This window comes from Streptomyces sp. NPDC088794 (assembly GCF_044750545.1).
GTDB lineage: Bacteria > Actinomycetota > Actinomycetes > Streptomycetales > Streptomycetaceae > Streptomyces.
The window spans coordinates 369,988-394,652 of sequence record NZ_JBIVKB010000003.1; the positions used below are offsets into that span (position 1 = coordinate 369,988).

The following is a 24,665-nucleotide window of genomic DNA, read 5'->3' on the forward strand; positions in this document are numbered from 1 at the left end:
GCCGTCTGCGGCCCAAAGTGGCGTGCCGGGCCGGTGACTTCCCCTTCATGCAGGCGCTCGTCGCGGCAGGCGTCGGCATCGCGTTCATCCCCGCCCTGGCCGTCGAGGACCGCCCCGACACCCGCGCGCTGGTCCTGACCCCCACCGCGAAGCGGTACATCGGCGTCTACACCGCGCCGGGCACACCGTCCCACCACGCGTCGCATGCCTTGCTCGACGCGCTCAAGGAACGTGCGGCGGCGGTCCGCAGGAGCTGATCCGGACCGCCGCACACCAACCAGTCACCTTGATGGCGAGGGTCAGGGAGCGAGCCGGCGTTCGGCCGAGACGGAGTAGGCGTGGCGGCGGAAGGCCAGCATGGTGTCGTCGGAGGGTTCCACGCCCGGGGCGAGTCGGGTGGGGTCGAACACCTGCCGCTGCCAGTGGTCCTCACGTGGCGAACGGGCCGTCACGTGCAGATGGCCGGCCGGAATCAGCGGTCGGTGCTCGGGCCACGCCTGCGAGGGATCGTGGGTGGGGTCGCCCGGCTCCGCGAACTGGTACACCACGGTGAAGGTGACGGGTCCGGTCCCGAGGCGGGAGTCGAGGTCGCCGATGAGAAAGTCCGGGGCCAGTGTCTCGGCGTACGCGGGATCCAGTTCGACTTCGCCCAGTTGGGGCACGAGGCGGTAGCGGAAGGGCCGGCGCACACCCGAGTCGTCCACCAGGACGAAGGCGTGCAGGCCGTCGTAGCGGGTGGTGGCGAAACTGGTGGGGGCCTGCTGGCCGGCGAAGGACTTCAGCGCGCCCCGGCTTTCCGGGTGCTGGGCCAGGACGGTCGCGAACTTGCCGGCCGCGGCCAGTTTGCCCTTGGCGCGGTCGGCGAATCCGCCCTCTGTTCCCGCCTTGCCCAGCGCTTCGACGAGGTCGATGAATCCTTCGGGATCGTGGCTGGGGAAGACTCGGAAGTTGGCGGCCACCAGGTCCATGACGCTCTTGTCGGCGTCGAGGAACTTCACGGCCATGCCGCGTACGCCACGGGCCCGGTCGTCGGCGTCGAAGTTGCCCGAGCCGTTGGAGAACCGGATGACCGCCTCGGACTCGGCGGTCAGGCAGGTGGCGGTGGTCCACTGCGCGATCTGCCCGCTGGGCACGAAGCGCGCGTCGTAGACGGCTCCGCGGGCGTGCAGCCGACGATCGTGCGGACGTGGGTGCGCGGCGGCTTCGATCCGGTCGACGGCCTGCGCGGCGGTCATGCCGTCCGCGGTGACTGAGGAGTCCTGCGGTGTCTGTGCCATGGCCGCATCATCGCATTCGTGTTCGTCGCGGACGCGGCTGATCGAGACGGCGCGGGAGTCCTGCCCGAACGGCCAGTCTTCTTCTCCTGCGGGATCCTCGTCGGTCAGCGGTCGCCGCTGCACAGAAGCTCGACCGCGTCGAGGAAATCGCGGAAGGCCCGATCGGCACGTGTGCCGTCCCCCGTGGCGTCGAGGTCCATGAGCAGCCCACGGATGACAGCGAGAACGAGGGTCGCCAGATCCGGCCGACCGATGCCGCGCAGGCCGTCCTCCAGGGGGCCGAGCCAGTCGGTCGTCGCGGTGCGCCGGAAGTTGGGCCACAGCTGTTGCTCCGCACTCTCGCGCAACTGACCGAACATCCTCAGGTACGGCTGTCCGTCCGGGCCGGTGATGGAGGTCCAGGCCCGGTTCAGGGTGGCCGTGTACGGCTCGTCGTCCCGTGCGCGCAGGAGGTCGCCGAACAGGTCGAGTTGGCGTTGCCGAGCGCGCCCCAGAATGGCCCGCAGCAGGGCGTCGCGCGTGCCGAAGTGGTAGATCAGCATGCGGGCCGAGGTCCCGGTGGCGGTGGCCAGCGGTTCGAGCCGGTCGGGGAGGCCGTGCGCGAGGGCGTGATCGGCGCAGGCGTCGAGCAACCCTTCCCTGATGTGCGGTTGCGGTCGTCTCCCCATGGCCCGCACTTTTTCACGTAACAGTTGCTACGTCTATCGTCGGCACGGGTAGTCACGGCGGACGTGGAGGCAGCGATGAGGGTCGTGTTCGTGCATGGGGCGTGCGTGCGGGACGGGTCGTGGTGGTGGCACCGCACCGCCGAGCTGCTTCGGGAACAAGGAGTGGCGAGCGTGGCGCCGGCGCTGCCGAGCTGCGGCGAGGCGGGCCCGCCCGGCGGAGCCGGCGGTCCGGGGCTGCCCGAGGATGTCGCCGCTGTGCGCCAAGTGCTTCAGGACAGCGACGAGCCGACTGTCGTGGTCGCCCACAGCTACGGCGGCATCGTCACCGCGGAAGCCGCCTCGGGCATCGGGTCGGTGCGTCACCTGCTGCTGGTCTCCAGCTACCTGCCCGAGGTGGGACAGAGTCTGTCGGAGTTCGGGGACGGCGGCCCGGCTCCGTTCCTCGACATCGATCCGATCGCCGGCACGTTCGGGGTCCGCCCCGAGCTGCTCGTGGACACGTTCCTCCAGGACTGCGACCCCGAGGTCCGGGCGGAGGCCGCGTCGCACCTGGCCCGGCAGAGCGTGCAGGTGACCGGACAGCCGGTAGGTGCGGCCGCGTGGCAGCAGGTGCCCTCGACGTATCTCGTCTGCGCTCAGGACCGAGGCACCCCGCCACGGCTTCAGTACGAGTTCGCGCGGCGGGCCGGCAGAGTGGTCGAACTCGACGCGGGCCACCACCCGTTCCTGTCTCAGCCCGCCACCTTCCGGGACCTGCTGCTGAACCTGTGACGACGGACTCGGACGAGCCGGGCCGGCGGTCCTAGGGCCAGGTGGGAACTCCGGCGGGAACCGTGTCCTTCATGTCGCACGGGGCGACGGTCACCCGCGGGGTGCTGCGGATCCGCTTGGCCTTTCCGGTGTCCGAGGGCTGACCGGCGTCACCTTCAAGGTGTAGGGCCAAGGTCTTCCGCAATGAGGCGCGTCATTTCTCGGCCGGGGTGGGGGCTCGGGGAACGCGTAGTTGGAAGCAGGCTCCGAGGGTGCGAGGGGTGAGGGTCAGGGTGCCTCGGTGGCGGTGGGCCAGGTCGCGGGCGATGGCGAGGCCCAGGCCGGTGCCGCCCTGGTCGCGGGAGCGGGCGTCGTCGAGCCGGACGAACCTTTCGAAGATGCGCTCGGCGTCCTCGGTGGGCACGCCCGGTCCGTCGTCGTGCACCGTGAGGACGACCCAGTCGTCCTGGTCCCGGACGGTGATCTGGATGCGGTGTGCGGCGTGGCGGGCGGCGTTGTCGATGAGGTTGCGCAGCAGCCGTTCGTATTCGTCGGGGTTTCCGTGTGCGGGTGCGGGGGCGGTGCTGTCACAGGTGAGGGTCAACGGCCTTTCACCTAGGGGGTGTTGCTCGGTCAGCCGGGAGGCGAGGGCGGTCAGGTCGACGGTGTCCGGGTCGGTCGCGTGGGTGCGGGTGTCGAGGCGGGCGAGGAGCAGCAGGTCCTCGGCGAGGGCCTGGAGGCGGCGGGTCTGTCGTGCGGCGGTGGTGGCCGCGGCGGGCCAGTCGGTGCGTTCCGGGTAGGCGAGCGCGACTTCCAGGCTGGCGAGCAGCGTGGTGAGGGGGCTGCGCAGTTCATGGGCGGCGTCCGCGACGAAACGACGTTGCTGGGCGGCCGCGTTGTCGAGGCGTTGGAGGGTGGTGTTGATGGTGGTGGCCAGGGCGGTGATCTCGTGTCCCGCGGCGGGCACGGTGACACGTTCGCGGGGGTCGTTCGCGGTGACCGAGGCGGTGAGGACACGGATGGCTTCGACCGGCCGCAGCGCGATGCGGACGGCGAAGTAGGTGACAGCGGCGATCAGTACGAGACTGACGAGCCCGGCCCGCAGCAGCAGACGGTCGGTGATCCTGGTGTTTTCCTCGGCCGTTTCCGGGAGCACCACCACATAGGCCCGCAGCGTCGCATCGGCGGCCGCGCCCAGGGCGGCGACCTTGTCGCTGCTGAGTTCATCGGCTCTGACGTCGGCGGACATGACCTCATAGGTTCCGCCGGCCATCGAGCCTCTGATTCCGGAGTTGTAGTCGCGATTCACCGGCAGGCGCACGAAGTTGGGCGAGCCCGGCCCGGTCGGAGTGGGCAGCACGTGGCGGGTGCCGGGATCGAAGTCACTCATGCCTCCGCCGTAGGCGACAGCGGCGCGCCGACCGGTGGCGACGACCTCGAACGGCACGGCGCTGCTGGGAACGGGAACCACACCTTGCTTCAACTGGTCGGCGAGAGACCAGAGCTGATGCAGGGCTTGTTCTCGGGCGATCTGAATGTTCTGGCGGTAGACGTCATGGTGGACCCACCAGCCGATGCCGGCCAGGATGACGGCGGCGGTCGAGGCGGCGGCCAGAGCCGCGACGGCTCGTACCGAACGCGGCCACCAACGGCGCCGTGGTTCCGTTGCGTTCATGGTCTTCAGCCAACGGCTGCGCGGCTCAGTCGCGTTCACGGTCGTCCACCAGTCGGTAGCCGGTACCCCGTACGGTCTCCAGGGACCGTCGGCCGAACGCGGAGTCCACCTTCTTGCGCAGTGCGCTCACGCGCGCCTCCACCAGGTTGGGATCCAGGGCTTCGTCGGGCCACGCGTGGTAGAGCAGATCCGATTTGGAGACCGCCTGGCCCGCCCGGCGGGCCAGCAGCTCCAGCACGGCGAACTCCCTGGGCGTGAGTTCGACCCGGGCCCCGGCCCGGCGGCAGACCCGCCCTGCGACGTCCAACGAGAGGTCGCCCACGGCAAGGACGGGCGGAGCGACCGTGGCGGCCCGTCTGGCCAGCGCCCGCAACCGAGCGACGAGCACCAGGTAGGAGAAGGGTTTGGCCAGGTAGTCGTCGGCCCCCGTGTCCAGGGCCTCCGCCTGGTCCCAGTCGCCGTCCTTGGCCGTGAGCACCAGGATGGGCGTCGCGTTGCCCTCCCGGCGCAACTGGGCGCAGATCTTGTAGCCGTTGAGCCCGGGCAGCATCAAGTCCAGTACGACAAGGGCGTATTCACCGGTCCGGGCCATCCACAGTCCCTGCCGGCCGTCATGGGCCACGTCGACGCTGTAGCCCTCGGCGGTCAGACCGGTGTGCAGGGTGTGGGCAAGGTCGACCTCGTCTTCGACCACCAGGATGCGCATGCGGTGCAGCCTCGCACAGCACCGGCCCGCCTTCCTGATCGGCCGGTCAGGTTGGATCAGCCTCCGGTCACCGAGGTCCCGGCACGCTGGCGGCGCTTCTTCACCGCTGCTGAAAGGCCCTGTCGCCGATGTCCGTTGATCAACGTCACCCCGTCGTGGCCAGGACGGTCTCCCCTCCGGTCCCTGCCCGTCGACCATCACCCGGCCCGGCCAAGGCCGTTGTCGTCCTCGCACCCCTGGCGCTGACCATCGCTCTGGGGCTCTGGGGTATCCGCCGGAAGAACACCATGTGGGGGGACGAGGCCATCACCTATCAGCTCGCGCACCGCGACCTCTCACAGATATGGCGCACCGCCCAGCACGTCGATCTGGTCCATGCCCTCCACTACGCCGTGATGCATGAGATCTTCGGTCTCTTCGGCGCCGGGTTGCTGACGCTGCGGCTGCCGTCCGTACTGGCAATGTCCTTGGCCGCGAGCGGAGTTGGGCTGCTGGGGCTGCGCCTGGCGGGACCCCGTGCCGGGCTTCTGGCCGGGCTGGTGTTCGCGCTCCTTCCTCAGGTGCAGAAGTACGCACAGGAAGGCCGCTCGTACGCCATGGTCTGCGCGTTGGTCACCTGGGCCACCTATGCGCTCGTGGTCAGCGTCCCGCAGCGCTCCCGGTGGCGGTGGGCGGTCTACGGCTCCACCATGCTGCTGGCCTGTCTGCTCCATGAGTTCGCGGTCCTCGCCCTGGTCGCACACGGCGTCACCCTGGCCATCTCCCGTGTTCCGCGAGCGGTGTTGAGGGCGTGGGGTGTGGCTGCCGCGGGCGTCGTGGCCGGGCTGCTGCCGCTGGCGATCCGCAGTGCGGGGCAGTCGGGGCAGGTGTCCTGGATCGAGGGACCGGTGCGGCTTCCCGATGTCCTGGCCGTGGCGGTCGTGGGCGTGGCATGTGCCCTGGCACCCGTGGCGGCGAGAGGTCCCGTGCGGCTGTCCGTGCTGGCGGTCCCGATTGTCGTCCTTCCGAGCCTTCTGCTGCTCATCGCCTCACTGGTCAAGCCCCTTTTCGTCGACCGGTACGTGCTCTACAGCAGCATCGGAATCGCGTTGCTGATGGGCGCTTGGATGGACCACTTCCTGAAGCGACGGTGGACTTCCCGCTACGCCTGGATCGCGGCGGTCGCCGTACTGGCCACGCTCGTCCAGCCGAGCCTGTCGCTGAGGACGCCCCAGAGCCGGACCAACAACGTCACCGCCGTCGGCGCCGCCATCCGCAACGACGGGCGTCCCGGCGACGGGCTGCTCTATCTCTCCGACCGGTACCGGGCCTGGACCGCGGCCATCCCCGAGGACACCCGTTTCCTGACGGATCTGGCCCTGGCACAGGACCCCGCTTCGTCCAACACCCTTGACGGTGTCGAGGTTCCCGCCCGGGAGATCGCGGCACGCATGCTGGAGTTCGACCGGATCGTCGCGGTTCGCCTGCCGGCGGGCGCGCACTCGCCGACCACCCCGCAGGACGAAGCGAAAGCGAGCACCCTGCGACGCCACTTCCGCGAGTACGGAACAACTCGGGTCGACGGAGCGCGAGTTACCGTCTATGTCCGCGAGCACGACCCGTCGCCGGTCTCAGTCCGCGGCGACCGGCTCGGGCAGATCGGCCGGTGACGCGTCGCGGACACCCAGTCGCAAGTGCTCGACGTGATACAGGGCCTGGTCGAGGAGTTCGGCGACGTGGTTGTCGTAGAGGGCGTAGACGATCGAGCGCCCGTGCCGCTCGCCGGTGACCAGGCCGAGGTTGCGCAGCAGGCGCAGTTGGTGGGAGCAGGCCGAGGCCTCCATGCCGACGGCGTCGGCGAGGTCGCCGACCGAGCAGGGGCCTTCCTGGAGCCGGGCCAGGATGTGCAGCCGCGAGGGGGTCGCGAGGGCCTGGAGGGTGGCGGCGACGTCGGCGGTGCCGACCGCGTCGAGCCGCTCGCGCGTGGTGGCACTGGTGGTGGCGTCGGTTCCGTGGCCCATGCGGCCATCGTACTCATGACACTTGAAGACCTGTTCATATGTTCCTGTATGGTGAGGAGCCGTTCCCCCGTCCGCCCGTGAAGGGTCGTTTTGTCATGCCTTCTATCCTGGATCGGCGACCGGCGCCGGCCCTCACAGGTCCACGACCGGCCCTTCCACGACGGCGCACCCGCATCCTCATGCTGACGGAAGCCCGGTGGGCACTTTCGGCACTGTTGCTGTTCCTGCTCGCTCTGCCGCTGTACCTGGCGGGCGCGTCCGCCTGGTCATGGGGTCCGCTGTTCGCCGCCGCCTATGTCACCGGTGGTTGGGAGCCGGGCTGGGCGGGGGTGAAGGCGCTCCGGGACAGGACGTTGGACGTGGACCTGTTGATGGTCGTCGCGGCGCTCGGCGCCGCCGCGATCGGCCAGGTTCTCGACGGTGCGCTGCTGATCGTCATCTTCGCCACCTCCGGTGCGCTGGAGGCCATCGCCACCGCGCGGACCGCGGACTCCGTGCGCGGCCTGCTCGACCTCACGCCCACCACGACGGCCCGGCTCCTGCCCGACGGCAGCGAGGAGAGCGTCGAGGCCGAGCGGCTGGCGGTCGGGGACATCGTCCTGGTCCGGCCCGGTGAGCGTGTCGGCGCCGACGGCCAGGTGCTCGACGGAGCGAGCGAGGTCGACCAGGCCACCATCACCGGCGAACCACTGCCGGTGGCCAAGCGGGCCGGGGACGAGGTGTTCGCCGGGACCGTCAACGGCACCGGCGTCCTGCGCGTACGCGTCGAGCGCGACCCGGCGGACTCGGTGATCGCGCGGATCGTGAGGATGGTCGAGGAGGCCTCCCAGACCAAGGCGCCCACGCAGCTGCTCATCGAGAAGATCGAGCAGCGCTACTCGGTGGGCATGGTCCTTGCGACCCTCGCCGTCTTCGCCGTGCCCTTCGCGTTCGGCGGAGAATTGAGGTCGTCCCTGCTGCGTGCGATGACGTTCATGATCGTGGCGTCGCCGTGCGCGGTGGTGCTCTCCACCATGCCGCCGCTGCTGTCCGCGATCGCCAACGCCGGACGGCACGGCGTGCTCGCCAAGTCCGCCGTCGTGATGGAACGCCTCGGGCAGATCGACGCCGTCGCGCTGGACAAGACCGGCACCCTGACCGAGGGCGTCCCCCAAGTCACCGACGTCCGCCCGCTGTACGGCAGTTGTCCGGACGAGGATACGCTGCTCCGTCTCGCCGCCTCGGCCGAGCACGCCAGCGAACATCCCCTGGCCCGCGCGGTCGTAGCGGCCGCCCGCGCACACGGCCTGCCCTTGGCCGCTGCCGCCGACTTCGCCTCCGTTCCCGGCCGGGGCGTCACCGCCACGGTCGACGGCCGCACGGTCCGGGTCGGCTCCCCCGCCCGTCTGCCGATCGCCGACGCCGACCCTGACGTCGATTCCGCCTCCGCCCAGCCCTACGAGAAGGTGGTGCGGGAGCTGGAGGAGGCCGGGCGTACGGCGGTCGTCGTGCTGTACGACGGTGTGCCCGTGGGCGTGCTGGGTATCGCCGACCGGGTGCGGCCGGACGCCGCCGCCACCGTCGCCGCGCTCACCCGCCTGACCGGCCGGACCCCCGTCCTGCTGACCGGCGACAACGAGCGCGCCGCGCGCCACCTGGCCGCCGAGGTCGGCATCACCGAGGTACGCGCCGGCCTGCTGCCGCAGGACAAGGTGGCCGCTGTACGGGAGTGGGAGGAGCAGGGCCGCAGGGTGCTGGTCGTCGGTGACGGCGTCAACGACGCACCCGCGCTGGCCGCCGCCCACACGGGCATCGCCATGGGCAGGGCCGGTTCCGACCTCGCCCTGGAGACCGCCGACGCCGTCGTGGTCCGTGACGAACTGGCCACCGTCCCGGCCGTCGTGAGGCTGTCGCGCGCCGCCCGCCGCCTGGTCGTCCAGAACCTGGCCATCGCCGGCGCGTTCATCGCCGCGCTCGTCGCCTGGGACCTGATCGGCACGCTTCCGCTGCCTCTCGGCGTCGCCGGGCACGAGGGCTCCACCGTGATCGTCGGCCTCAACGGCCTGCGCCTGCTGCGCGAGAGCGCGTGGACCAACTCCACTGACGACACCGTGTAGTTGTTCCGTCCCCTCCCCATCGCCGTATCGATGGAAAGTCAGTTGCAGCAGTCGCACCCGGTACGGCAGCCGCACGCATCGCTCGGTTCAGCGTCGTCGGCCGCGACCGCCACCCCACCGGAGGGCGCGCAACAGCCCTTGCCCTGCCAGGCATCACGGCCCTCCTTGACGGCTACGCCCGCGATGACGAGAGCGGAGACGGGGTCGGCCCAGGACCAGCCGAGGGTGGCGTTGAGGATCAGACCGGTCAGCAGCACGGCGGAGAGGTAGGTGCACAGCAGGGTCTGTTTGGAGTCGGCGACCGCGCTGGCGGAGCCGAGTTCACGGCCCGTGCGGCGCTGTGCGGCGGACAGGAACGGCATCACGGCGAGGGAGAGGGCGGCCAACACGATGCCGGGGACGGAGTGTTCGGCCTCACCGGTGCCGGTCAGGGCACGTACGGCGTCCGCGGTGACGTAGGCGGCGAGCGCGAAGAACGAGACGGCGATGATGCGCAGGGTCGTCTTCTCGCGCGCCTCGCGCACGGCGTGCTCGCGCGCGGAGAACTGCCAGGCGACCGCGGCGGCCGAGGAGACCTCGATGACGGAGTCCAGTCCGAAGCCGATCAGGGCGGTGGACGAGGCGAGGGTGCCGGCGGTCAGGGCGACGGCCGCCTCGACGACGTTGTAGGTGATCGTCGCGGCGACCAGCAGACGTATCCGACGGGCCAGCAGGTCGCGGCGGGCCGGGGACGGCCCGAGGGATATCGCCGTCATCAGCAGCACCCCTGCTCGTCGGCCTCGGCGCACGTGCGGTCGGTCTCGACGGCCACCACGGCGGCGCGCAGGTCGTCCAGCGCGTGCCCGAGGCGTTCGTCGGCGAGCTCGTACCGGGTACGGCGGCCGTCGGGCATGGTGACGACCAGCCCGCAGTCGCGCAGACAGGCGAGGTGGTTGGACAGGCGGGTGCGGGAGACGCCGAGGGCGTCGGCGAGATCGGCGGGGTAGGCCGGGGCCGCGCGCAGGGCGAGCAGGATCCGGCAGCGGATCGGGTCGGCGAGCGCGCGTCCGAACCTGGCCAGCACGTCGATGTCAGAGGCAACAGTCAGCACGGCCCGACAGTACACGCGATCCTGAATTCAGGGAATCCTGAATCGCCGACTTGGGGTCAAGTAACCGTAATGATTTTCATTTGAATCAACCGACCCCCTACTAGTGACAATCGTTTCCTTTTACGGTCGTGAGTGTTCCGCTCCACCGGGCCCCGTCCTGCGTGTGAGGTCCATCAGCCCGTCAAGGAGACCCCGTCGTGCGTACTGCCGGCATCCCGATATCCCGCCCCGCCCGACTGTTCGCCGGCGGCCTGGTCGCCGTCGCGGCGCTGGCCGCCACCAGCGGCTGCTCCACCGCCTCGTCCGCCGACACCGCCAACTCCGGGTCGACGACGGCGGGCAAGACCATCAAGGTCGTGGCGGCGGAGAACTTCTGGGGCAGCATCGCCTCCCAGCTCGGCGGCGCTCACGCTCAGGTCAAGAGCATCATCGACAACCCGAACGCCGACCCGCACGACTACGAACCGACCGCCGCCGACGGCCGGTTGGTGGCTGGCGCCGAGTACACGATCGTCAACGGCATCGGCTACGACGCCTGGGCGGACAAGCTGCTGTCCGCCAACCCCGAGAGCGGTCGCACCGATCTGAAGGTCGGCGACCTCGTGGGCATCAAGCCGGGCGGCAACCCGCACCGCTGGTACTCGCCGGACAACGTCCACCAGGTCATCGAGAAGATCACCGCCGACTACAAGAAGCTGGACCCTGCCGACGCCGCCTACTTCGACGCCCGCAAGACGACCTTCGAGACCAAGACCCTGGCGCCGTACGACAAGTTGATCGCCGGCATCAAGGCCAAGTACGCGAACACGCCGATCGGCGCCTCGGAGTCCATCGTGACTCCGCTCGCCGAGGGCCTCGGCCTGAAGATGCTCACCCCGGAGTCCTTCCTGGACGCCATCAGCGAGGGCACCGACCCGACGGCCAAGGACAAGCAGACGATCGACCGGCAGATCAGCCAGAAGCAGATCAAGGTCTACGTCTACAACAGCCAGAACGCCACCCCCGACGTACAGGCCCAGGTCAAGGCCGCCAAGGCCGAGGGCATTCCGGTCGCCACCGTGACCGAGACCCTCACCCCGGCCGGGGCGTCCTTCCAAGCGTGGCAGGTACGGCAGTTGCAGGGCATCGAGAAGGCCCTGGGGCAGGCGACGGGCAGGTGAGCACGGTGAATCCGGCCACCTCCCGACCGAGCGATCCGGTCCGGCACCGGATCCCCCCGCAGCCGACCGCACCGCAACTGCCGCACTCCCCCGTCGTGTCGTTGCGCGGCGCCGGTGTGCGTGTCGGCGGCCGCACCCTGTGGTCGGGCGTCGATCTGGACGTCGGCGCTGGGGAGTTCGTGGCCGTCCTCGGCCCGAACGGGGTCGGCAAGTCGACGCTGGTCAAGATGCTGCTGGGCATCCTGCCTCCCGCCGCCGGCGAGGTCCGTGTGCTGGGCGAGGCGCCCGGCAGGGCAGGTCACCGCATCGGCTATCTGCCCCAGCGCCGCAGCTTCGACGCGAGCCTGCGCATCCGCGGCACCGACATCGTGCGGCTCGGCCTGGACGGCGACCGCTGGGGCGTACCGCTGCCGGTGCCCGCCCGGTTCAGCGCCCGGCGGCGGGCCGCCCGGGACCGTGTCGCCGATGTCGTCGAACTGGTCGGCGCGAGCGCGTACGCCCACCGGCCGATCGGTGAGTGCTCGGGCGGCGAGCAACAGCGCCTGCTGATCGCCCAGGCACTGGTACGCGATCCCGAACTGCTGCTCCTGGACGAGCCGTTGGACAGTCTCGACCTGTCGCATCAGGGCGCGGTGGCCGGACTCATCGGGCGGATCTGCCGGGAGGCGGGCGTCAGCGTCGTCATGGTCGCGCACGACGTGAACCCCATCCTCGCGTGGCTGGACCGGGTGGTGTACATCGCCGAGGGCGGTGCGGTCGCGGGCCGCCCGCGGGAGGTGATCACCACCGAGACGCTCACGCGGCTCTACGGCGTGCCCGTGGAGGTCCTGCGCACCAGCGACGGGCGTCTTGTCGTCGTCGGCCAGCCCGAGGCACCCGCCCTGCACACCGACCGGCACGCGGCGGGAGGCGTCCCGTGAACTGGGCCGACACGAGCGCCGGTTGGTCGTGGAACCCGGTGACCGACCTCCAGCAGATCTGGGCGTTCCCCTTCATGGTCAACGCCTTCCGGGCCGGTACCGTCGTGGCCGTACTGGCCGCCGTGATGGGCTGGTTCATGGTGCTGCGGCGGCAGAGCTTCGCCGGACACACCCTGGCCGTGGTCAGCTTTCCCGGCGCGGCCTGCGCGACGCTGCTGGGCATCGGCGCGGGCTTCGGCTACTTCGCCTTCTGCGTCGGCGGCGCCCTGGTGATCGCCGCGATCCCGCGCTCCGGGCCGGGCGGCAGCGGCCAGGAGTCGGCGCTGACCGGCACGGTCCAGGCCTTCCTGCTGGCCTGCGGCTTCCTCTTCGTCGCCCTCTACAAAGGCTTCCTCGGCGGGGTCAACTCCCTTCTGTTCGGCAGCTTCCTGGGCATCACGACCGACCAGGTGACCGTGCTGGCGATCGTGGCGGCTCTCGCCCTCGGCGTGCTCGCGGCCATCGGCAGGCCGCTGCTCTTCGCGTCCGTCGACGAGAGCGTCGCCACCGGACGTGGGGTGCCGGTGCGGGCTCTGTCCGTGCTCTTCCTCGTCCTGCTCGGGGCGGCGACCGCGGAGGCCAGTCAGATCACCGGCACCCTGCTGGTCTTCGCCCTGCTGGTGATGCCTGCCGCGGCCGCGCAGCAACTCACGGCCCGGCCGGGCACGAGCCTGGCGCTGTCGGTGGTCATAGCGATCGCGGTGACGTGGACCGGGCTGATCGCCGCCTATTACTCGCCTTACCCGATCGGGTTCTACGTGACCACCTTCGCGTTCGCCGTCTACGCCCTTGCCCGCACGGCGCGCACGCTCTCCACAGCCGTCGGCCGATATCGCGTGGCACGAGCAGGGGCTGTCGCATGAGCGCCTTCACCCACCCCTACTTCGTGCACGCGCTGTTGGCCGGCACCGCGATCGCCGCGGCGGCCGGTCTCGTGGGGTACTTCCTGGTGCTGCGCGCCCAGGTGTTCACCGGCGACGCGCTCAGTCATGTGGCGTTCACGGGGGCCCTCGCCGCCCTCGCGCTCGGCTACGACCTGCGGCTGGGTCTGTTCGCGGCCACCGTGCTGTTCGCCGTGGTGCTCGGCGCGCTGGGCCGCCGCGGTCGCGCCGACGACGTCGCCATCGGCAGTCTCTTCTCCTGGATCCTGGGCCTGGGCGTCTTCTTCCTCACCCTCTACACCACGTCCCGCAACACCGGAAACGGCACCGCCGGGGTGAGCGTCCTCTTCGGCTCGATCTTCGGCCTCTCCAGCGGCCAGGCGCAGTTGGCGGCGGTCATAGGGGGCGTCATCTGCCTCGCCGTACTCGCTGTCGCCCGCCCTCTCCTCTTCGCCTCCGTCGACGAGGCGGTGGCGGCGGCCCGCCGAGTGCCGGTACGCCTGGTGAGCCACGCGTTCCTCGTCCTGGTCGGCGCCTGCGCGGCCGAGGTCACCCAGGCGGTCGGCTCGCTCCTGCTGCTGGGCCTGCTCGCCGCACCGGCGGGCGCGGCGCAGCGACTGACCGACCGGCCTTACCAGGCCCTGACTCTGTCCTCGGGGCTCGCGGTGGCGGAGATGTGGGCGGGGCTTGCCCTCAGCTACTACGTCCCCCAACTGCCGCCCAGTTTCGCCATCATGGCCGTCGCCACGGCCGTCTACGCGGTCGCCCTCATCGCCGTACGCCGGCCCCGGGCCCGCATCGGTCTCGCGGAGGCGTGATGAGCGCACCGGCCGACGACCTGGACCTCATCGGCCGCCGCACCGCCCAACGCACCAGCGTCGTCAGGGCGTTGATCGACCACGGCGGCTTCGTCGGCGCACGCGCCCTGCACGACGTACTCAAGAATCACGGTGCGCGCGTCGGCCTCAACACCGTCTACCGCACCCTGGCGGCCCTCGTCGACGCCGACCGCGCCGACGTCGTACGCGACCGGGGTGGTGAGCGCCTCTTCCGCCACCGCCCGTTCCCCGAGCACCAGCACTATCTGCTGTGCCGTGGCTGCGGGTTGAGCACCCCGGTCGACTCCGAGGCGGTCGAGGGCTGGGCCGCGCGGGTGGCCGAGATCTCCGGCTTCGCGGAGGTCGAGCACACCGTCGAACTCACCGGGCTCTGCCCACGATGCCGGTCAAGTTAGTAATGGTATCCATTTTCATGTAGCGTTTCTCGCGACCCGCGACCCATCGAGCAGGAGGATTCCCATGGCCGTTCCCAAACGGAAGATGTCCCGCAGCAACACCCGCCACCGCCGCGCCCAGTGGAAGGCGACCACGCCGGCGCTCGTCCCGATCACCATCGACGGCGTCGCGTACCTGGTGCCCCAGCGGCTGGCGAAGGCGTACGAGCGCGGTCTGCTGCGCCCCGAGGGCTGACCGTTCATGTCCTACGGCTCCTACAGCTCCTACGACCGGCTGCCCGTCACCGTCCTGTCCGGATTCCTCGGCGCGGGCAAGACCACGCTCCTCAACCACGTCCTCGGCAACCGCGAGGGGTTGCGCGTCGCGGTCATCGTGAACGACATGAGCGAGGTCAACATCGACGCCGCCCTGGTGCGCGGCGGCGAGGCGGCCCTGTCCCGCACCGACGAACGCCTGGTCGAGATGACCAACGGCTGCATCTGCTGCACCCTCCGCGACGACCTGCTGGAGGAGATCGACCGGCTGGCCCGCGAAGGCCGCTTCGACTATCTGCTCATCGAGTCGTCGGGCATCTCCGAACCCATGCCGGTGGCCGCGACCTTCGCCTTCGCCCGCGACGACGGCGTCACCCTCGGGGAGATCGCCCGTCTGGACACCATGGTCACGGTCGTCGACGCCGCCAACTTCCTGCCCGAACTGGCAAGCGGCGACGAGCTCGTGGAACGCGGCCTGGATCAGTACGAGGACGATGAACGCACCGTCAGCGACCTGCTCATGGACCAGATCGAGTTCGCCGACGTCATCGTCCTCAACAAACTCGACCTCGTCGACGAGGCGTCGGCCGACCGGCTGCGGGCGACCCTCACCCGCCTCAACCCGGCCGGGCGTGTCGTCCCGGCCGTCCACGGCCGCGTGCAGGTCGGCGACGTACTGGGCACCAGGCTCTTCGACCTGGAACGCGCGCAACAGGCTCCCGGCTGGGTGCGGGAACTCAACGGCGACCACGTCCCCGAGACCGAGGAGTACGGGATCTCCTCGACCGTCTTCCGCTCCCAACTGCCCTTCCACCCAGGCCGGTTGTGGACGTTCGTGACCGAGGAACTCGACAGCGGCGCATACGGACAGATCCTGCGCTCCAAGGGCTTCTTCACCCTGTCGAGCCGCCCCCGGGTGACGGGCCTGTGGTCCCAGGCCGGCTCCGTCGCCCGCTTCGAACCCTCCGCCGCCCGCGACCTCGACAGCCCCGACGGTCAGGAACTGGTCTTCATCGGCACACACTTGCAATCGGACACCCTGCACGCCGCACTGACCAACTGCCTCCTCACCGACGGCGAGAGCCTCCCGCCCATCGACCCGTTCCCCGCCTGGGACACCTACGGCATCGACGACACCTGCGAGCACGAACACCCCGAACTCGCCGCACCAAGGCCGGCGCCAGTTCACGCTTCACGGTAGGGGCCGTTCCTGGAACGATCCGGGTGGCGGGGCAGTTCGGTCGAGACGGACGGCGATGGCTGATATGGATGCGCAGCGGGAACACGGCTTCGAGGTCAGGCTTTCCGACCCCTCGCAGCAACGCTCGCTGAGGGGATGGGTCGAGCGGGTCCCCGGGGTGCGTGTCGAGCAGGCCGCGCGATCGCCTGAGCCTGGTGAGCAGGGCGCCGCGGACGTCCTGACGATTCTGGCGGGCAGTGGCGGGGTGCTGGCGGTGGCGATCCGAACGCTGCCGGAGTTCATCCGGTCCCAGCGCTCGAGCTTCACGCTCACTGTGAAGCTCGCTGACGGCACGGAGTACACGCTCAACGCCGAGAATCTCGACGAACTGCCGCCCGTGATCGAGAAGGCCATCGAGAAGACCCCGGATGCCTGACGGCGGTCTGGACCTGGCACGGTCGCGCGCCGTCCTGATCGGCACGGGAAACTATGGTCATCTGCCGCCGGTACCCGCGGCGAGACACAGCCTGGCGCGTATGCGGTCGCTGCTGACGGGCGACCTGTGCGGCTGGCCCGCCGACAGTGTCTCGGTGTTCGCCGACGAGCGGGACCCCGGCCGTCTCCCGCACGCCCTGGTGGAGCTGTTCCTCGCGGCCCAGGACGTCGCGTTGTTCTACTTCGTGGGCCATGGACAGGTGGACCCGGACGACAGCTTGTGCCTGGCCCTCGTGGATTCCCGGACGGAAGCCGAGCTGCGGCGGACCACCAGCCTTGCGTTCGACAGCGTCCGGTACGCCCTGCGACTCAGCCGCGCCGGCGTGAAGATCGTGATCCTCGACTGCTGCTACGCCGGACTGGCCGCCCGGCCCACCCTGTCGGCCGGTGATCTGTCCGACCTCACCCGGGGGACAGGCGCCTACACGCTGGCGGCCGCGGGCGAGTTCTCCCGTGCCTGGTTCGAAACCGACCACGCGCTCACAGCGCCGCAGACCTACTTCACCAAGTACCTCGCCGACGTCGTCGAACGAGGCATTCCCGGTCGCGGACCGGAGCTGACGATCGAACCGATCTTCCATGAGACCGCCGAGGCGCTCGCCCGGGACGGCAAGCCGGTGCCGACCAGCCGAGCGTCCGGCCACGCGGGCCGGATGGTGTTCGCCCGCAACGCCGCGCCCATGGACGCCCCGAATACCGGTGCGGCAGAAGAGCCCCCGCCCAAACCGGCGCATCCGCAGCCCCGCACGACCAGCGTCAGCACCCTAAGGGCGGTCAGAGACCCAGGGCTGACCAGGGACATCATCACGGTACGCGTGTGGGCGCACGTCGTGGTCAAGCGATTTGAAGAGGGCATGGAGGTCACCACGGCCTCCGGGCTGGTGATCCCCCGCATGGACGCCATCAGCAGCAGCGATCCCGAGTTCGCTTACGCCCGTGATCTCGCGCACGATCTCGCGAGCGAACTCCGCTGCCTTGACGACGACTTGAGCGACAAGCTCGACAGCCTTGCGGCCGCGGCCGGAGCGCCTGTACCTCGAAGCGACCCAGGCGCCTTCTCCGACGCGGCCCTGCTCCGCGCCCTGCGCCGAGCCGTCGACGCAGCGGACAAGTTGATGTCTGGTGTCGGCAGAGACCTTGATACACAGAGCGTGGAAGATCTCATCTCCCTCGGTAAGCTCATCATCCACCACCTCGAAGAGATCCCGCTGGACGCGTCCGACACCGACCTGACCACTGTGGGTCTGACCGATGCCGAAGTGAGCTGGCTGGCGGGGATCGTCTGGAACCACGCGACCGCCTGGCCGCCCAAGATGGCGACCAAGATAAAAGCCGGTTCTCACGTAATCGGCCCGAACACCTTCCAGATCGCCACCGGCCGACCCAACCGTCCGTGACGTCACCGACAAGCCTCCCGTTGTCTCACTTCTCAAGCCCGAATGTTCCAGAGGCTCAGAAGGGATCGGTGAACGAGATCGGCTTCCCGGTGGCGTGGGCGTATGCGATCTCCCTGCTCGTGGACTCGCCGACATACCCGCCCGGGTTGACGACCAGAACCCGGTCAGCCAGGTCGATCTTGCGCAGGTGGAGGGTGCCCAGCGCGGTCTTCTGCTCATCAGTGATCAACTCGTCCGCATCGTGATCCTCGGCGCGCGGGAAGACGCCTGGCGCGACGACGATGACACCCGCGAAAGTCAGATCACGGTTCGCCGCGCTCATCTCGTCCACGAAGCGAGTGGAGCCGCAGATGCAGACGATCTCAGGTCGGTCGGGCACGGCTCAGGCCTTCGAGTCGAACGGGAAACCGGCAATGGTCGCGTAGCCATCACAGACGGGCAAACGAGCCTGCAGTGTACGCAGCGAGCTGGAGACCACGCGGCTGTGCCGTCGCAGGCGGGAGGCGTGGCCCGTGCCGGGAATGACGCTGCTCGACGCCGAAGTCCGGAGTGCCGTACGACATCGCCGTCAAGCCTCGGCGTTCACATGGCTCTCCGGCGACGCACTCGTCTGCCCCGAACCCGGTGCCGTACCGCCCGGGTCGGACAGCAGGCGAAGGCGTGGTCGGTCCCGGCCTCCGGGCTCGGCCGGCGTCAGGCGCTTGAGCAGCGTCGGGGTCAACCGTCGGTACGCGGCCGGATCGACCGGGCCGAGCCAGTGCGCCGCGCGGATGAGCGGGTTGATGTTGAGGTCGAGGTCTCCCAGCACTTCGTCGGCGTTGTGCATGGAGAACGGGATGATCTTGGTGCCACGGCAGTGATGCGTGTCGGTCGCGATGTCCATGAAGGCCAGTTGCTCGACGACCGCGTGCCTCATGGTCTCGGTGTCGGGTGTCTCCACCGCGCCGGCGAGGGCGGCGGCGATCCACAGTGCGGCGATCTCCGCGTTGAGCGGGCTGAAGAAGGAGGAGTTGTAGCCGTTGAAGTAGAGGCCGGGAATCCCGAGGGGCAGGATCTGCCGGTAGAGCATGAAGTTGCCGCGCTCGTCGAGCAGTTGCTCCCGTACCCCCTCGGGCAGGAACGGGACGCCTTGGGTGAAGCCGGTGGCGCAGACGATCAGGTCGGCGGGCAGCACTGTGCCGTCGGACAGGCGGGCTGCGGGTTTGCCGTCCACGTCGAGGAGTTGCTCGATGGTGCGGTCCCGGTGGACGGTGATGTCGCCCGCGGTGACGGCCTCGAAGAACCCCTCGGTCGCGAGCCCGATGGCGCCGCGCACGATGTCCTCCATCGCTCCCCCGGGCACCAAGTCGAGGCGCTTGAGGCCGAGTTGACGTATCGACACCGTGCCGATGGAGTTGATCATCCGGCGGCGCAGGCCGTTGCCGGGGCCGTGCAGGAAGCGTTCGAGGCCGCGCGGACGGATGTAGCGGAACAGCGCTTCGCCGAGCCGGGTGAGCAGCAGCATCTTGAAGTTGAGCCGGCCGCCGATCTTCCGTGGGACCTTCCAGAGGAGTTGGCGTGCGATCACGTCGGTCCGGGTGGCGACGGCGCTGATCGGCACCGCCACGTCGCAGGCCGATTTGCCGTAGCCGACGACGAGGACGCTACGGTCGCGGGCCTGCTCGGCGTCGTGGAACTCGGTGCCCGCGCACACCTGGCCGCCGGCCGCGGTGAACTCCGCCAGTCCGGCGAACGTCGGCACGGACGGCTCGCAGAACACCCCATTGGCGACGACGAGTTGGTCGTAGATCTCCGTGGTGTGCGCGCCTGTGGCGTCACGGGACTCGACGCTCCAGGTGCCCTCGTCGGTCGGCTCGGCCGAGATCACTTCGGTACTCAGTCGCAGTGCGGGTTCGAGTCCGAAGTGAGCGGTGTAGTCGGCGAGGTAGGACTGGACCTGCGCGCCGTCGGGCCATTCCGGGAAGTCCGCGGGCATGGGGAAGTCCGAGAACGAGTACTGCGCTTTCGGGCTCTGCGTCGTGACTCCCGGATAGCGGCGCGTGCGGCTCCATACGCCGCCCACGTCCGGGGCCTTCTCGAACACGTCGATCCGGTGCCCGGCCTGCGTGAGCACCTTCGCGGTGACCAGGCCCGCGACTCCGGCACCGATGATGGCGATTCTCATGGTCACGCGACCTCGGGCGGCAGTTGGAGCTCGATGCCGAAGTCGGCCATGATCTTCTTCATCACTCCGATGTCCTTCGGTCCCGGCGGCATCTCCGCGAGCGCCTGGTAGTAGCCCTCCAGGCCGGCGGGCGAGACGACGGAGATGACGCGCGACTCCTCCGGGTAGGGGTTGCGGAAGGCGTGGACCACGTCGCGCGGCAGGTACAGGTAGTCGCCGTGTTCGAGGACGAAGTCCTTGCCGCCGAGGTGCACGTCGAACCGTCCGGCCAGGCAGATGAAGGACTCGTCCTCCCGGGTGTGCAGGTGGGGCGGCGGCCCGTCGGTCTCCGGCGGGACGGTGTACTCGAACAGCGAGTACGCGTCGCGTGTCGCCGCACCGTCGGCCTTCAGCGTGATGCCCAGCCCGATCGCCGCGATCTTGTGCCCCTCGCGGGAGGGCAACATGTAGCCACCGCCTAGAGTCACCGTCGTCTCCTTCCGGTTGCTACCGCGGCCGTCCGACCGCGGCACTGGTCCGCTGCGATCAGCGTCGGTTCGGCGCGGCGGATGCGCAATCAACCGTCCCATCGGCTGGGACGATTTCAACGGCGGGTGCCGTAGGCGCGTTCAACGGCGAGTGCTGTAGGCCCGGGAGGCGGCAGCGGCGGCGAGCCGGACCGCGGGCCCGGCTCGGTCGGCGCGGATCAGGGCGGTGGGCCCGGTGACGGACAGCGCGGCCGCGACCCCGCCGTCCGGGCCGAAGATCGGGGCGGCGACGCAGCTCACGCCGATGTTGCCCTCCTCGCGTTCCACCGCCCAGCCCCTGGCCGGTACGGCCGTCAGTTCGCGGATGACGGCCTCCTTGGAGGTCAGCGTGCGTGGGTTGCGCGGCGGCATTCCGGCGTCGAGGACGGCGTCGATGGTCGCGGTCTCGCTGTAGGCGAGGATGGCCCGGCCCAGCGCCGAGCAGTACGCCGGGACGATCCCGCCGACCTGGGAGAGCATCGGCATGGGGCGGTGTCCGGTGATCTTCTCGACGACCAGGATCTGCGTGCCGTCCAGCACACCGAGCTGCACGGTGTTCCTGGTCGCGCTGTGCAGGTCCTGTAGGTAGGGCAGCACGGCCTCGCGCAGTTCGAGCCGGATGGGGGCCAGGCTCGCGATCTCGAACAGCCGGTTGCCGATCCGGTAGTGGCCCTGGGGTTTGTCCAGCCAGCCGAGCCGGATCATCCGGTCCGCGGTGCGGTGCGTGGTCGACCGGGGCAGCCCGCAGCGGGCCACGAGCGCGGACAGGGTCAGCTCGCGGTGTGCCGCGTCGAAGGCGCCGAGGATGGCCGCCGCGCGCTCCAGGCCCGAGGCCTCTGCCCTGCCGTCCCGCGCAGTGGGACTCGTCCCTTGTTCCCCGGGGGTCATGCCGGTCACGCTAAGGCCGTCCCCGCCCGGCGGACAAGGCGAGGTCTCGGGAGGATGCCACCATCATGCGGACAGCACTGGTCGGCGGCGGTGCCGGCGGTATCGGCCACGCGATCGCCGAGCGCCTGGCGGGTTCGGGCGACCGGGTGGTGATCACCGGTCGACGTGACGACACCCTTGAAGCCGCGGCCGCCCGACTCCGCGACACCGTGGGCGGCGACGCGGTGAGCGAGGTACACGCCCTGGTGAGCGACATGGCCGATCCGGCCTCGGCCGCGGCGGCGATGGAAGAGGTCGACGACCGATACGGGGGTCTCGACGTCCTCGTGCTCAACGCCGGCGGTCCGCCGCCCGGCGGGATCCTCGACCTCGACGACACGCGGTGGCGGGAGGCGTCCGAGCTGTTGTTGCTCGGCCCGCTGCGGTGGGCACGGCTGGCGATGCCGGGCATGGCGGAGCGGGGCTTCGGGCGGGTGGTGTTCGTGACGTCCACGGCGGTGCGTCAACCCCAGCCCGACCTGGCCGCGTCCGTGGTCCTGCGTTCCGCGGTCACGGCCGCCGCCAAGCTGCTCTCCCTGGAGTTCGCGGCCGCCGGTGTCACCGTCAACTGCGTTGCTCCCGGCGCCACTTCGACCGAGCGGCGTACGCAGATCCTGGCCAGTCGGGCACGGGCGGCACACCGCGGCCTCGACGAACTCGACGCGCAGGACATCGCGCACATTCCGGCCGGACGCGCCGCGCGGCCGGCGGAGATCGCGGCTGCCGTGGCGTTCCTGGCCTCGGACGACGCGGCGTACATCAACGGGACCGTACTCACGGTCGACGGCGGAAGGACGGAGACGATCTGATGGCGGCATCGGGATCCCGCTTCACCATGGCCGATTTCCTCGGCTCGCTCCACGACACCGTGCAGCCCGGCGCGGCACGGCCGGTCGTCGTGCACGCCGACGAACTCGCGCCCCTGCCGGCCGACCAGGTGCACAACCCCACCGTGCTGGCGATCGCCGGTCTGCTGCCGACGGCCACCTTCGAACTCTTCCGGCAGACCATCCCGGCGGGCCTCAGCTCGGACATGCAGCGCCACCACCACGAGACGGTGCACTTCGTCATCAGCGGGAACGGCCACAGCGAGATCGAGGACGACACCGAGCCCTGGGCCGCCGGCGACTTCATCTACACCCCGCCCTGGACCTGGCACCGCCACTACAACGACTCGGAGACCGAGCCGGTCGAGTTCCTGACCATCGAGAACTCCCGCCTGCTGAACCTGCTGGGCGTCGGACGGCGGCAGAGCGCCGGACTGGCCACGATCGCCGAAGCCCGCGCACGATTCAAGGAGGAGCAGGCATGAGCCCGTTGCCCGCCCACATCGGCATCTGGGGCGAACTGTCCGACGTGGCGCACGAGTTGCGCTTCGTCGATGTCGCCGGCGTCCGTACCCGCGTCCTGCGCGCGGGAGTCGGCCCCGACCTGATCCTGCTGCACGGCACCGGCGGGCACCTGGAGGCCTACGCCCGGGACATCGCCGGACTCGCCGCCGACTTCCGCGTCACCGCCTACGACATGGTCGGCCACGGCTGGTCCGACCTGCCGGACCGGCCGTACACGATCGACGTGCTCTCCGATCACCTCATCGGCCTGATGGACGCGCTGGGGATCGACTCGGCGCACCTGTCCGGCGAGTCGCTCGGAGGTTGGGTGACCGCGTGGACGGCGGCGTACCACCCTGAGCGCGTCGAACGGCTCGTGCTCAACACCCCCGGGAACATCGCCAACAAGCCCGAGGTGATGGTCCGGATGCGCGAGAGCACCCTGGCCGCCGTCCGGGACCCCAGCGACGAAACCGTACGCCGCCGGGTCGAGTTCCTCTTCCACGACACCTCAATGGTCACCGACGAGCTGGTGAACCTGCGCCGCGCCGTATACGGCCGCCCCGGTTTCCTGCGCGCGATCGAGAACACGTTGGTGCTCCAAGACCCCGACGTACGCAAGGACTTCGCCTGGGACCCCGCCTGGGTCGGCCGGATCACCCCACCCACGCTCCTCCTGTGGACCGACCACGATCCGACCGGCGGGCTCGACGAGGCGGCGATGCTCCAGAGCTGGCTGCCCGACGCGCGTCTGCAGGTGATCGAGGGCGCGGGCCACTGGCCACAGTGGGAGAAGCCGTCCGAATTCCTGCGCGCCCACCGTGACTTCCTGCTGCTCTGCAAGGACCCGGTATGAGCGAGCTTGTCGGCCTGGTCGCCCTGTCCCACTCCCCGTTCGCCACCCTGCTGCCGCCCGACGGCCCCGAACAGCCCGGCGGCCGGTTCCTCGCCGAGGCCGCCCGCCTCTCCCGGACGGTGGCGCGGCTCGCACCGGACGCGGTCGTGGTCATCGGCCCCGACCACTTCCACGCGAACTTCTACGACGCGATGCCGCCGTTCCTCATCGGCGTAGAACACGCCGTCGGATTCGGCGACTTCGGCAGCCGGGCCGGGCCCTTGCCCGTCGCCGGCGAACTGGCCTGGTCGGTGTACGACGGGCTCACCCACGCGGGCTTCGACCTGTCGTTGTCCTACTCGCTGACCGTCGACCACGGGCTCGTGCAGAGTTACGAGATGGTCTGCGGCGGCACCGAGACACCGATGGTGCCGCTCGTCGTGAACACCGCCGCACCCCCGCTGCCGACCATGGAACGCTGCATCGCCTTCGGCCGGGCACTCGGTGACGCTCTTCGCGACAGCGACAGCGACAGCGACAGCGACAGCGGCGGCACCGGCCGGGTGCTGGTCATCGCGAGCGGTGGGCTCTCCCACTGGCTGCCCAGCAACGACCCCCGCGATCCGGCGATGGCCGAGGACCGACGGCACTCGGTGATCCACGGCCGCGAGGACGCCCGCGCCTTCGCGGCCGCGCGCGAACCCCGGGTGCGGGCGATGGGCGGCGACCCGCACGCCCACGTCAACAGCGCCTGGGACCGCTGGTTCCTCAAGCAGTTGGGGACCGGAGACCTTGAGCCGGTCGCCACCCTCGGCGACGCGGGTCTGGAGGAACAGGCGGGCAGCGGCGGCCACGAGATCCGCACCTGGCTGATCGGCCACGCCGCGGTACGGGCACCGCTGGTGTGGACCGCGTACGAGCCGGTACCGGAATGGATCACCGGCATGGGGCTCGGCGCGAGCTTCGAGGTGCGCTGACATACCCGAGACCGCCACCGTCCCCGCTCCCCCGTCGTACGCCGACGAGTGATGGACACGGAGGTCAACGGCGGTGAGCGGGGAGCGTGACGTCAGGAACGC

At 70.1% G+C, this 24,665-nt stretch carries 28 protein-coding genes; 17 read left to right on the forward strand and 11 right to left on the reverse strand.

Annotated features, from left to right (window positions below; all coding sequences use genetic code 11):
* Positions 1-5 precede the first annotated feature (5 nt).
* Positions 6-257 carry a LysR substrate-binding domain-containing protein gene (locus tag ACIP6U_RS10735; RefSeq protein ID WP_401715536.1) on the forward strand — a complete coding sequence of 84 codons (252 nt, stop codon included), beginning with the start codon at positions 6-8 and terminating at the stop codon, positions 255-257.
* A 42-nt stretch (positions 258-299) separates the two neighbouring features.
* On the opposite strand, the gene ACIP6U_RS10740 is transcribed toward ACIP6U_RS10735, so the two are convergent.
* A complete protein-coding gene (locus tag ACIP6U_RS10740; protein ID WP_401714922.1) occupies positions 300-1,277 on the reverse strand; it encodes a catalase in 978 nt (325 codons plus the stop codon).
* A gap of 104 nt (positions 1,278-1,381) precedes the next feature.
* Positions 1,382-1,945 carry a TetR/AcrR family transcriptional regulator gene (locus ACIP6U_RS10745; RefSeq protein ID WP_401714924.1) on the reverse strand — a complete coding sequence of 188 codons (564 nt, stop codon included), beginning with the start codon at positions 1,943-1,945 and terminating at the stop codon, positions 1,382-1,384.
* 75 nt (positions 1,946-2,020) lie between these two features.
* Between ACIP6U_RS10745 and ACIP6U_RS10750 the strand changes: the two genes are divergently transcribed.
* Positions 2,021-2,716 carry an alpha/beta hydrolase gene (locus ACIP6U_RS10750; RefSeq protein WP_401714926.1) on the forward strand — a complete coding sequence of 232 codons (696 nt, stop codon included), beginning with the start codon at positions 2,021-2,023 and terminating at the stop codon, positions 2,714-2,716.
* A gap of 193 nt (positions 2,717-2,909) precedes the next feature.
* Here the strand turns inward: ACIP6U_RS10750 and ACIP6U_RS10755 are convergent, their stop codons facing one another.
* Both ACIP6U_RS10755 and ACIP6U_RS10760 read right to left on the reverse strand, forming a co-directional pair.
* Positions 2,910-4,370, reverse strand: coding sequence for a sensor histidine kinase (locus tag ACIP6U_RS10755; protein ID WP_401714928.1), 1,461 nt, complete (start codon positions 4,368-4,370; stop codon positions 2,910-2,912).
* Between the two features lie 25 nt (positions 4,371-4,395).
* A complete protein-coding gene (locus ACIP6U_RS10760; RefSeq protein ID WP_401714930.1) occupies positions 4,396-5,076 on the reverse strand; it encodes a response regulator transcription factor in 681 nt (226 codons plus the stop codon).
* Positions 5,077-5,204: 128 nt separating this feature from the next.
* On the opposite strand from ACIP6U_RS10760, the gene ACIP6U_RS10765 reads away from it, so the two are divergent.
* Positions 5,205-6,725: a hypothetical protein gene (locus ACIP6U_RS10765; protein WP_401714931.1), complete on the forward strand. Its 1,521-nt coding sequence runs from the start codon at positions 5,205-5,207 to the stop codon at positions 6,723-6,725.
* Here the strand turns inward: ACIP6U_RS10765 and ACIP6U_RS10770 are convergent.
* A complete protein-coding gene (locus ACIP6U_RS10770; RefSeq protein ID WP_401714933.1) occupies positions 6,687-7,076 on the reverse strand; it encodes an ArsR/SmtB family transcription factor in 390 nt (129 codons plus the stop codon). The genes ACIP6U_RS10765 and ACIP6U_RS10770 overlap by 39 nt on opposite strands.
* A gap of 95 nt (positions 7,077-7,171) precedes the next feature.
* On the opposite strand from ACIP6U_RS10770, the gene ACIP6U_RS10775 reads away from it, so the two are divergent.
* Positions 7,172-9,172, forward strand: a complete 2,001-nt coding sequence (locus ACIP6U_RS10775) for a heavy metal translocating P-type ATPase (RefSeq protein ID WP_401714935.1) — start codon at positions 7,172-7,174, stop codon at positions 9,170-9,172.
* Between the two features lie 38 nt (positions 9,173-9,210).
* On the opposite strand, the gene ACIP6U_RS10780 is transcribed toward ACIP6U_RS10775, so the two are convergent.
* Entirely contained in the window at positions 9,211-9,927 is a 717-nt protein-coding gene (locus tag ACIP6U_RS10780) for a cation transporter (protein ID WP_401714937.1), read from the reverse strand.
* Positions 9,927-10,262 (reverse strand): ArsR/SmtB family transcription factor, encoded by a 336-nt coding sequence (locus ACIP6U_RS10785; protein WP_401714939.1) that lies wholly within the window; start codon positions 10,260-10,262, stop codon positions 9,927-9,929. The genes ACIP6U_RS10780 and ACIP6U_RS10785 overlap by 1 nt, the downstream gene beginning before the upstream one ends.
* Before the next feature lie 197 nt (positions 10,263-10,459).
* Here ACIP6U_RS10785 and ACIP6U_RS10790 point away from each other — a divergent pair, with 197 nt between their 5' ends.
* The 9 genes from ACIP6U_RS10790 to ACIP6U_RS10830 all read left to right on the forward strand — a co-directional run bounded on the left by ACIP6U_RS10790 (position 10,460) and on the right by ACIP6U_RS10830 (position 17,823).
* On the forward strand, positions 10,460-11,422 hold the full coding sequence (locus ACIP6U_RS10790) for a metal ABC transporter solute-binding protein, Zn/Mn family (RefSeq protein ID WP_401714941.1): 963 nt from the start codon (positions 10,460-10,462) through the stop codon (positions 11,420-11,422).
* A gap of 5 nt (positions 11,423-11,427) precedes the next feature.
* Positions 11,428-12,342 carry a metal ABC transporter ATP-binding protein gene (locus ACIP6U_RS10795; RefSeq protein ID WP_401714943.1) on the forward strand — a complete coding sequence of 305 codons (915 nt, stop codon included), beginning with the start codon at positions 11,428-11,430 and terminating at the stop codon, positions 12,340-12,342.
* Entirely contained in the window at positions 12,339-13,244 is a 906-nt protein-coding gene (locus ACIP6U_RS10800) for a metal ABC transporter permease (protein ID WP_401714945.1), read from the forward strand. Before ACIP6U_RS10795 ends, ACIP6U_RS10800 begins: the two co-directional genes overlap by 4 nt.
* Positions 13,241-14,080, forward strand: a complete 840-nt coding sequence (locus ACIP6U_RS10805; protein ID WP_401714947.1) for a metal ABC transporter permease — start codon at positions 13,241-13,243, stop codon at positions 14,078-14,080. The genes ACIP6U_RS10800 and ACIP6U_RS10805 overlap by 4 nt, the downstream gene beginning before the upstream one ends.
* The gene (locus ACIP6U_RS10810; protein ID WP_401714949.1) at positions 14,080-14,496 is read left to right on the forward strand and encodes a Fur family transcriptional regulator; all 417 of its coding nucleotides are present in this window, start codon (positions 14,080-14,082) and stop codon (positions 14,494-14,496) included. Before ACIP6U_RS10805 ends, ACIP6U_RS10810 begins: the two co-directional genes overlap by 1 nt.
* Positions 14,497-14,560: 64 nt before the next feature.
* Complete coding sequence (gene rpmF / locus ACIP6U_RS10815; protein WP_124003158.1) at positions 14,561-14,731, forward strand: 50S ribosomal protein L32; 171 nt, start codon at positions 14,561-14,563, stop codon at positions 14,729-14,731.
* A gap of 6 nt (positions 14,732-14,737) precedes the next feature.
* The gene (locus tag ACIP6U_RS10820) at positions 14,738-15,952 is read left to right on the forward strand and encodes a GTP-binding protein (protein WP_401714951.1); all 1,215 of its coding nucleotides are present in this window, start codon (positions 14,738-14,740) and stop codon (positions 15,950-15,952) included.
* Between the two features lie 55 nt (positions 15,953-16,007).
* On the forward strand, positions 16,008-16,367 hold the full coding sequence (locus ACIP6U_RS10825; protein ID WP_401714953.1) for a hypothetical protein: 360 nt from the start codon (positions 16,008-16,010) through the stop codon (positions 16,365-16,367).
* Between the two features lie 100 nt (positions 16,368-16,467).
* Positions 16,468-17,823, forward strand: a complete 1,356-nt coding sequence (locus tag ACIP6U_RS10830; RefSeq protein WP_401714955.1) for a hypothetical protein — start codon at positions 16,468-16,470, stop codon at positions 17,821-17,823.
* 55 nt (positions 17,824-17,878) lie between these two features.
* Here the strand turns inward: ACIP6U_RS10830 and ACIP6U_RS10835 are convergent, their stop codons facing one another.
* The 4 genes from ACIP6U_RS10835 to ACIP6U_RS10850 all read right to left on the reverse strand — a co-directional run bounded on the left by ACIP6U_RS10835 (position 17,879) and on the right by ACIP6U_RS10850 (position 21,381).
* Complete coding sequence (locus ACIP6U_RS10835) at positions 17,879-18,145, reverse strand: hypothetical protein (RefSeq protein WP_401715538.1); 267 nt, start codon at positions 18,143-18,145, stop codon at positions 17,879-17,881.
* Positions 18,146-18,391: 246 nt separating this feature from the next.
* On the reverse strand, positions 18,392-19,987 hold the full coding sequence (locus tag ACIP6U_RS10840; protein WP_401714957.1) for a flavin-containing monooxygenase: 1,596 nt from the start codon (positions 19,985-19,987) through the stop codon (positions 18,392-18,394).
* A 2-nt stretch (positions 19,988-19,989) separates the two neighbouring features.
* Positions 19,990-20,454, reverse strand: a complete 465-nt coding sequence (locus tag ACIP6U_RS10845; RefSeq protein ID WP_401714959.1) for a cupin domain-containing protein — start codon at positions 20,452-20,454, stop codon at positions 19,990-19,992.
* Positions 20,455-20,595: 141 nt separating this feature from the next.
* Entirely contained in the window at positions 20,596-21,381 is a 786-nt protein-coding gene (locus ACIP6U_RS10850) for an IclR family transcriptional regulator (protein WP_401714961.1), read from the reverse strand.
* A 65-nt stretch (positions 21,382-21,446) separates the two neighbouring features.
* On the opposite strand from ACIP6U_RS10850, the gene ACIP6U_RS10855 reads away from it, so the two are divergent.
* The 4 genes from ACIP6U_RS10855 to ACIP6U_RS10870 are packed head-to-tail and all read left to right on the forward strand — an operon-like array spanning position 21,447 to position 24,563.
* Complete coding sequence (locus ACIP6U_RS10855) at positions 21,447-22,229, forward strand: SDR family oxidoreductase (protein WP_401714963.1); 783 nt, start codon at positions 21,447-21,449, stop codon at positions 22,227-22,229.
* Positions 22,229-22,732 (forward strand): cupin domain-containing protein, encoded by a 504-nt coding sequence (locus ACIP6U_RS10860; RefSeq protein ID WP_401714965.1) that lies wholly within the window; start codon positions 22,229-22,231, stop codon positions 22,730-22,732. Before ACIP6U_RS10855 ends, ACIP6U_RS10860 begins: the two co-directional genes overlap by 1 nt.
* A complete protein-coding gene (locus ACIP6U_RS10865) occupies positions 22,729-23,607 on the forward strand; it encodes an alpha/beta fold hydrolase (RefSeq protein WP_401714967.1) in 879 nt (292 codons plus the stop codon). Before ACIP6U_RS10860 ends, ACIP6U_RS10865 begins: the two co-directional genes overlap by 4 nt.
* Positions 23,604-24,563, forward strand: a complete 960-nt coding sequence (locus ACIP6U_RS10870) for a 2,3-dihydroxyphenylpropionate 1,2-dioxygenase (protein ID WP_401714969.1) — start codon at positions 23,604-23,606, stop codon at positions 24,561-24,563. The genes ACIP6U_RS10865 and ACIP6U_RS10870 overlap by 4 nt, the downstream gene beginning before the upstream one ends.
* Positions 24,564-24,665: the final 102 nt, after the last annotated feature.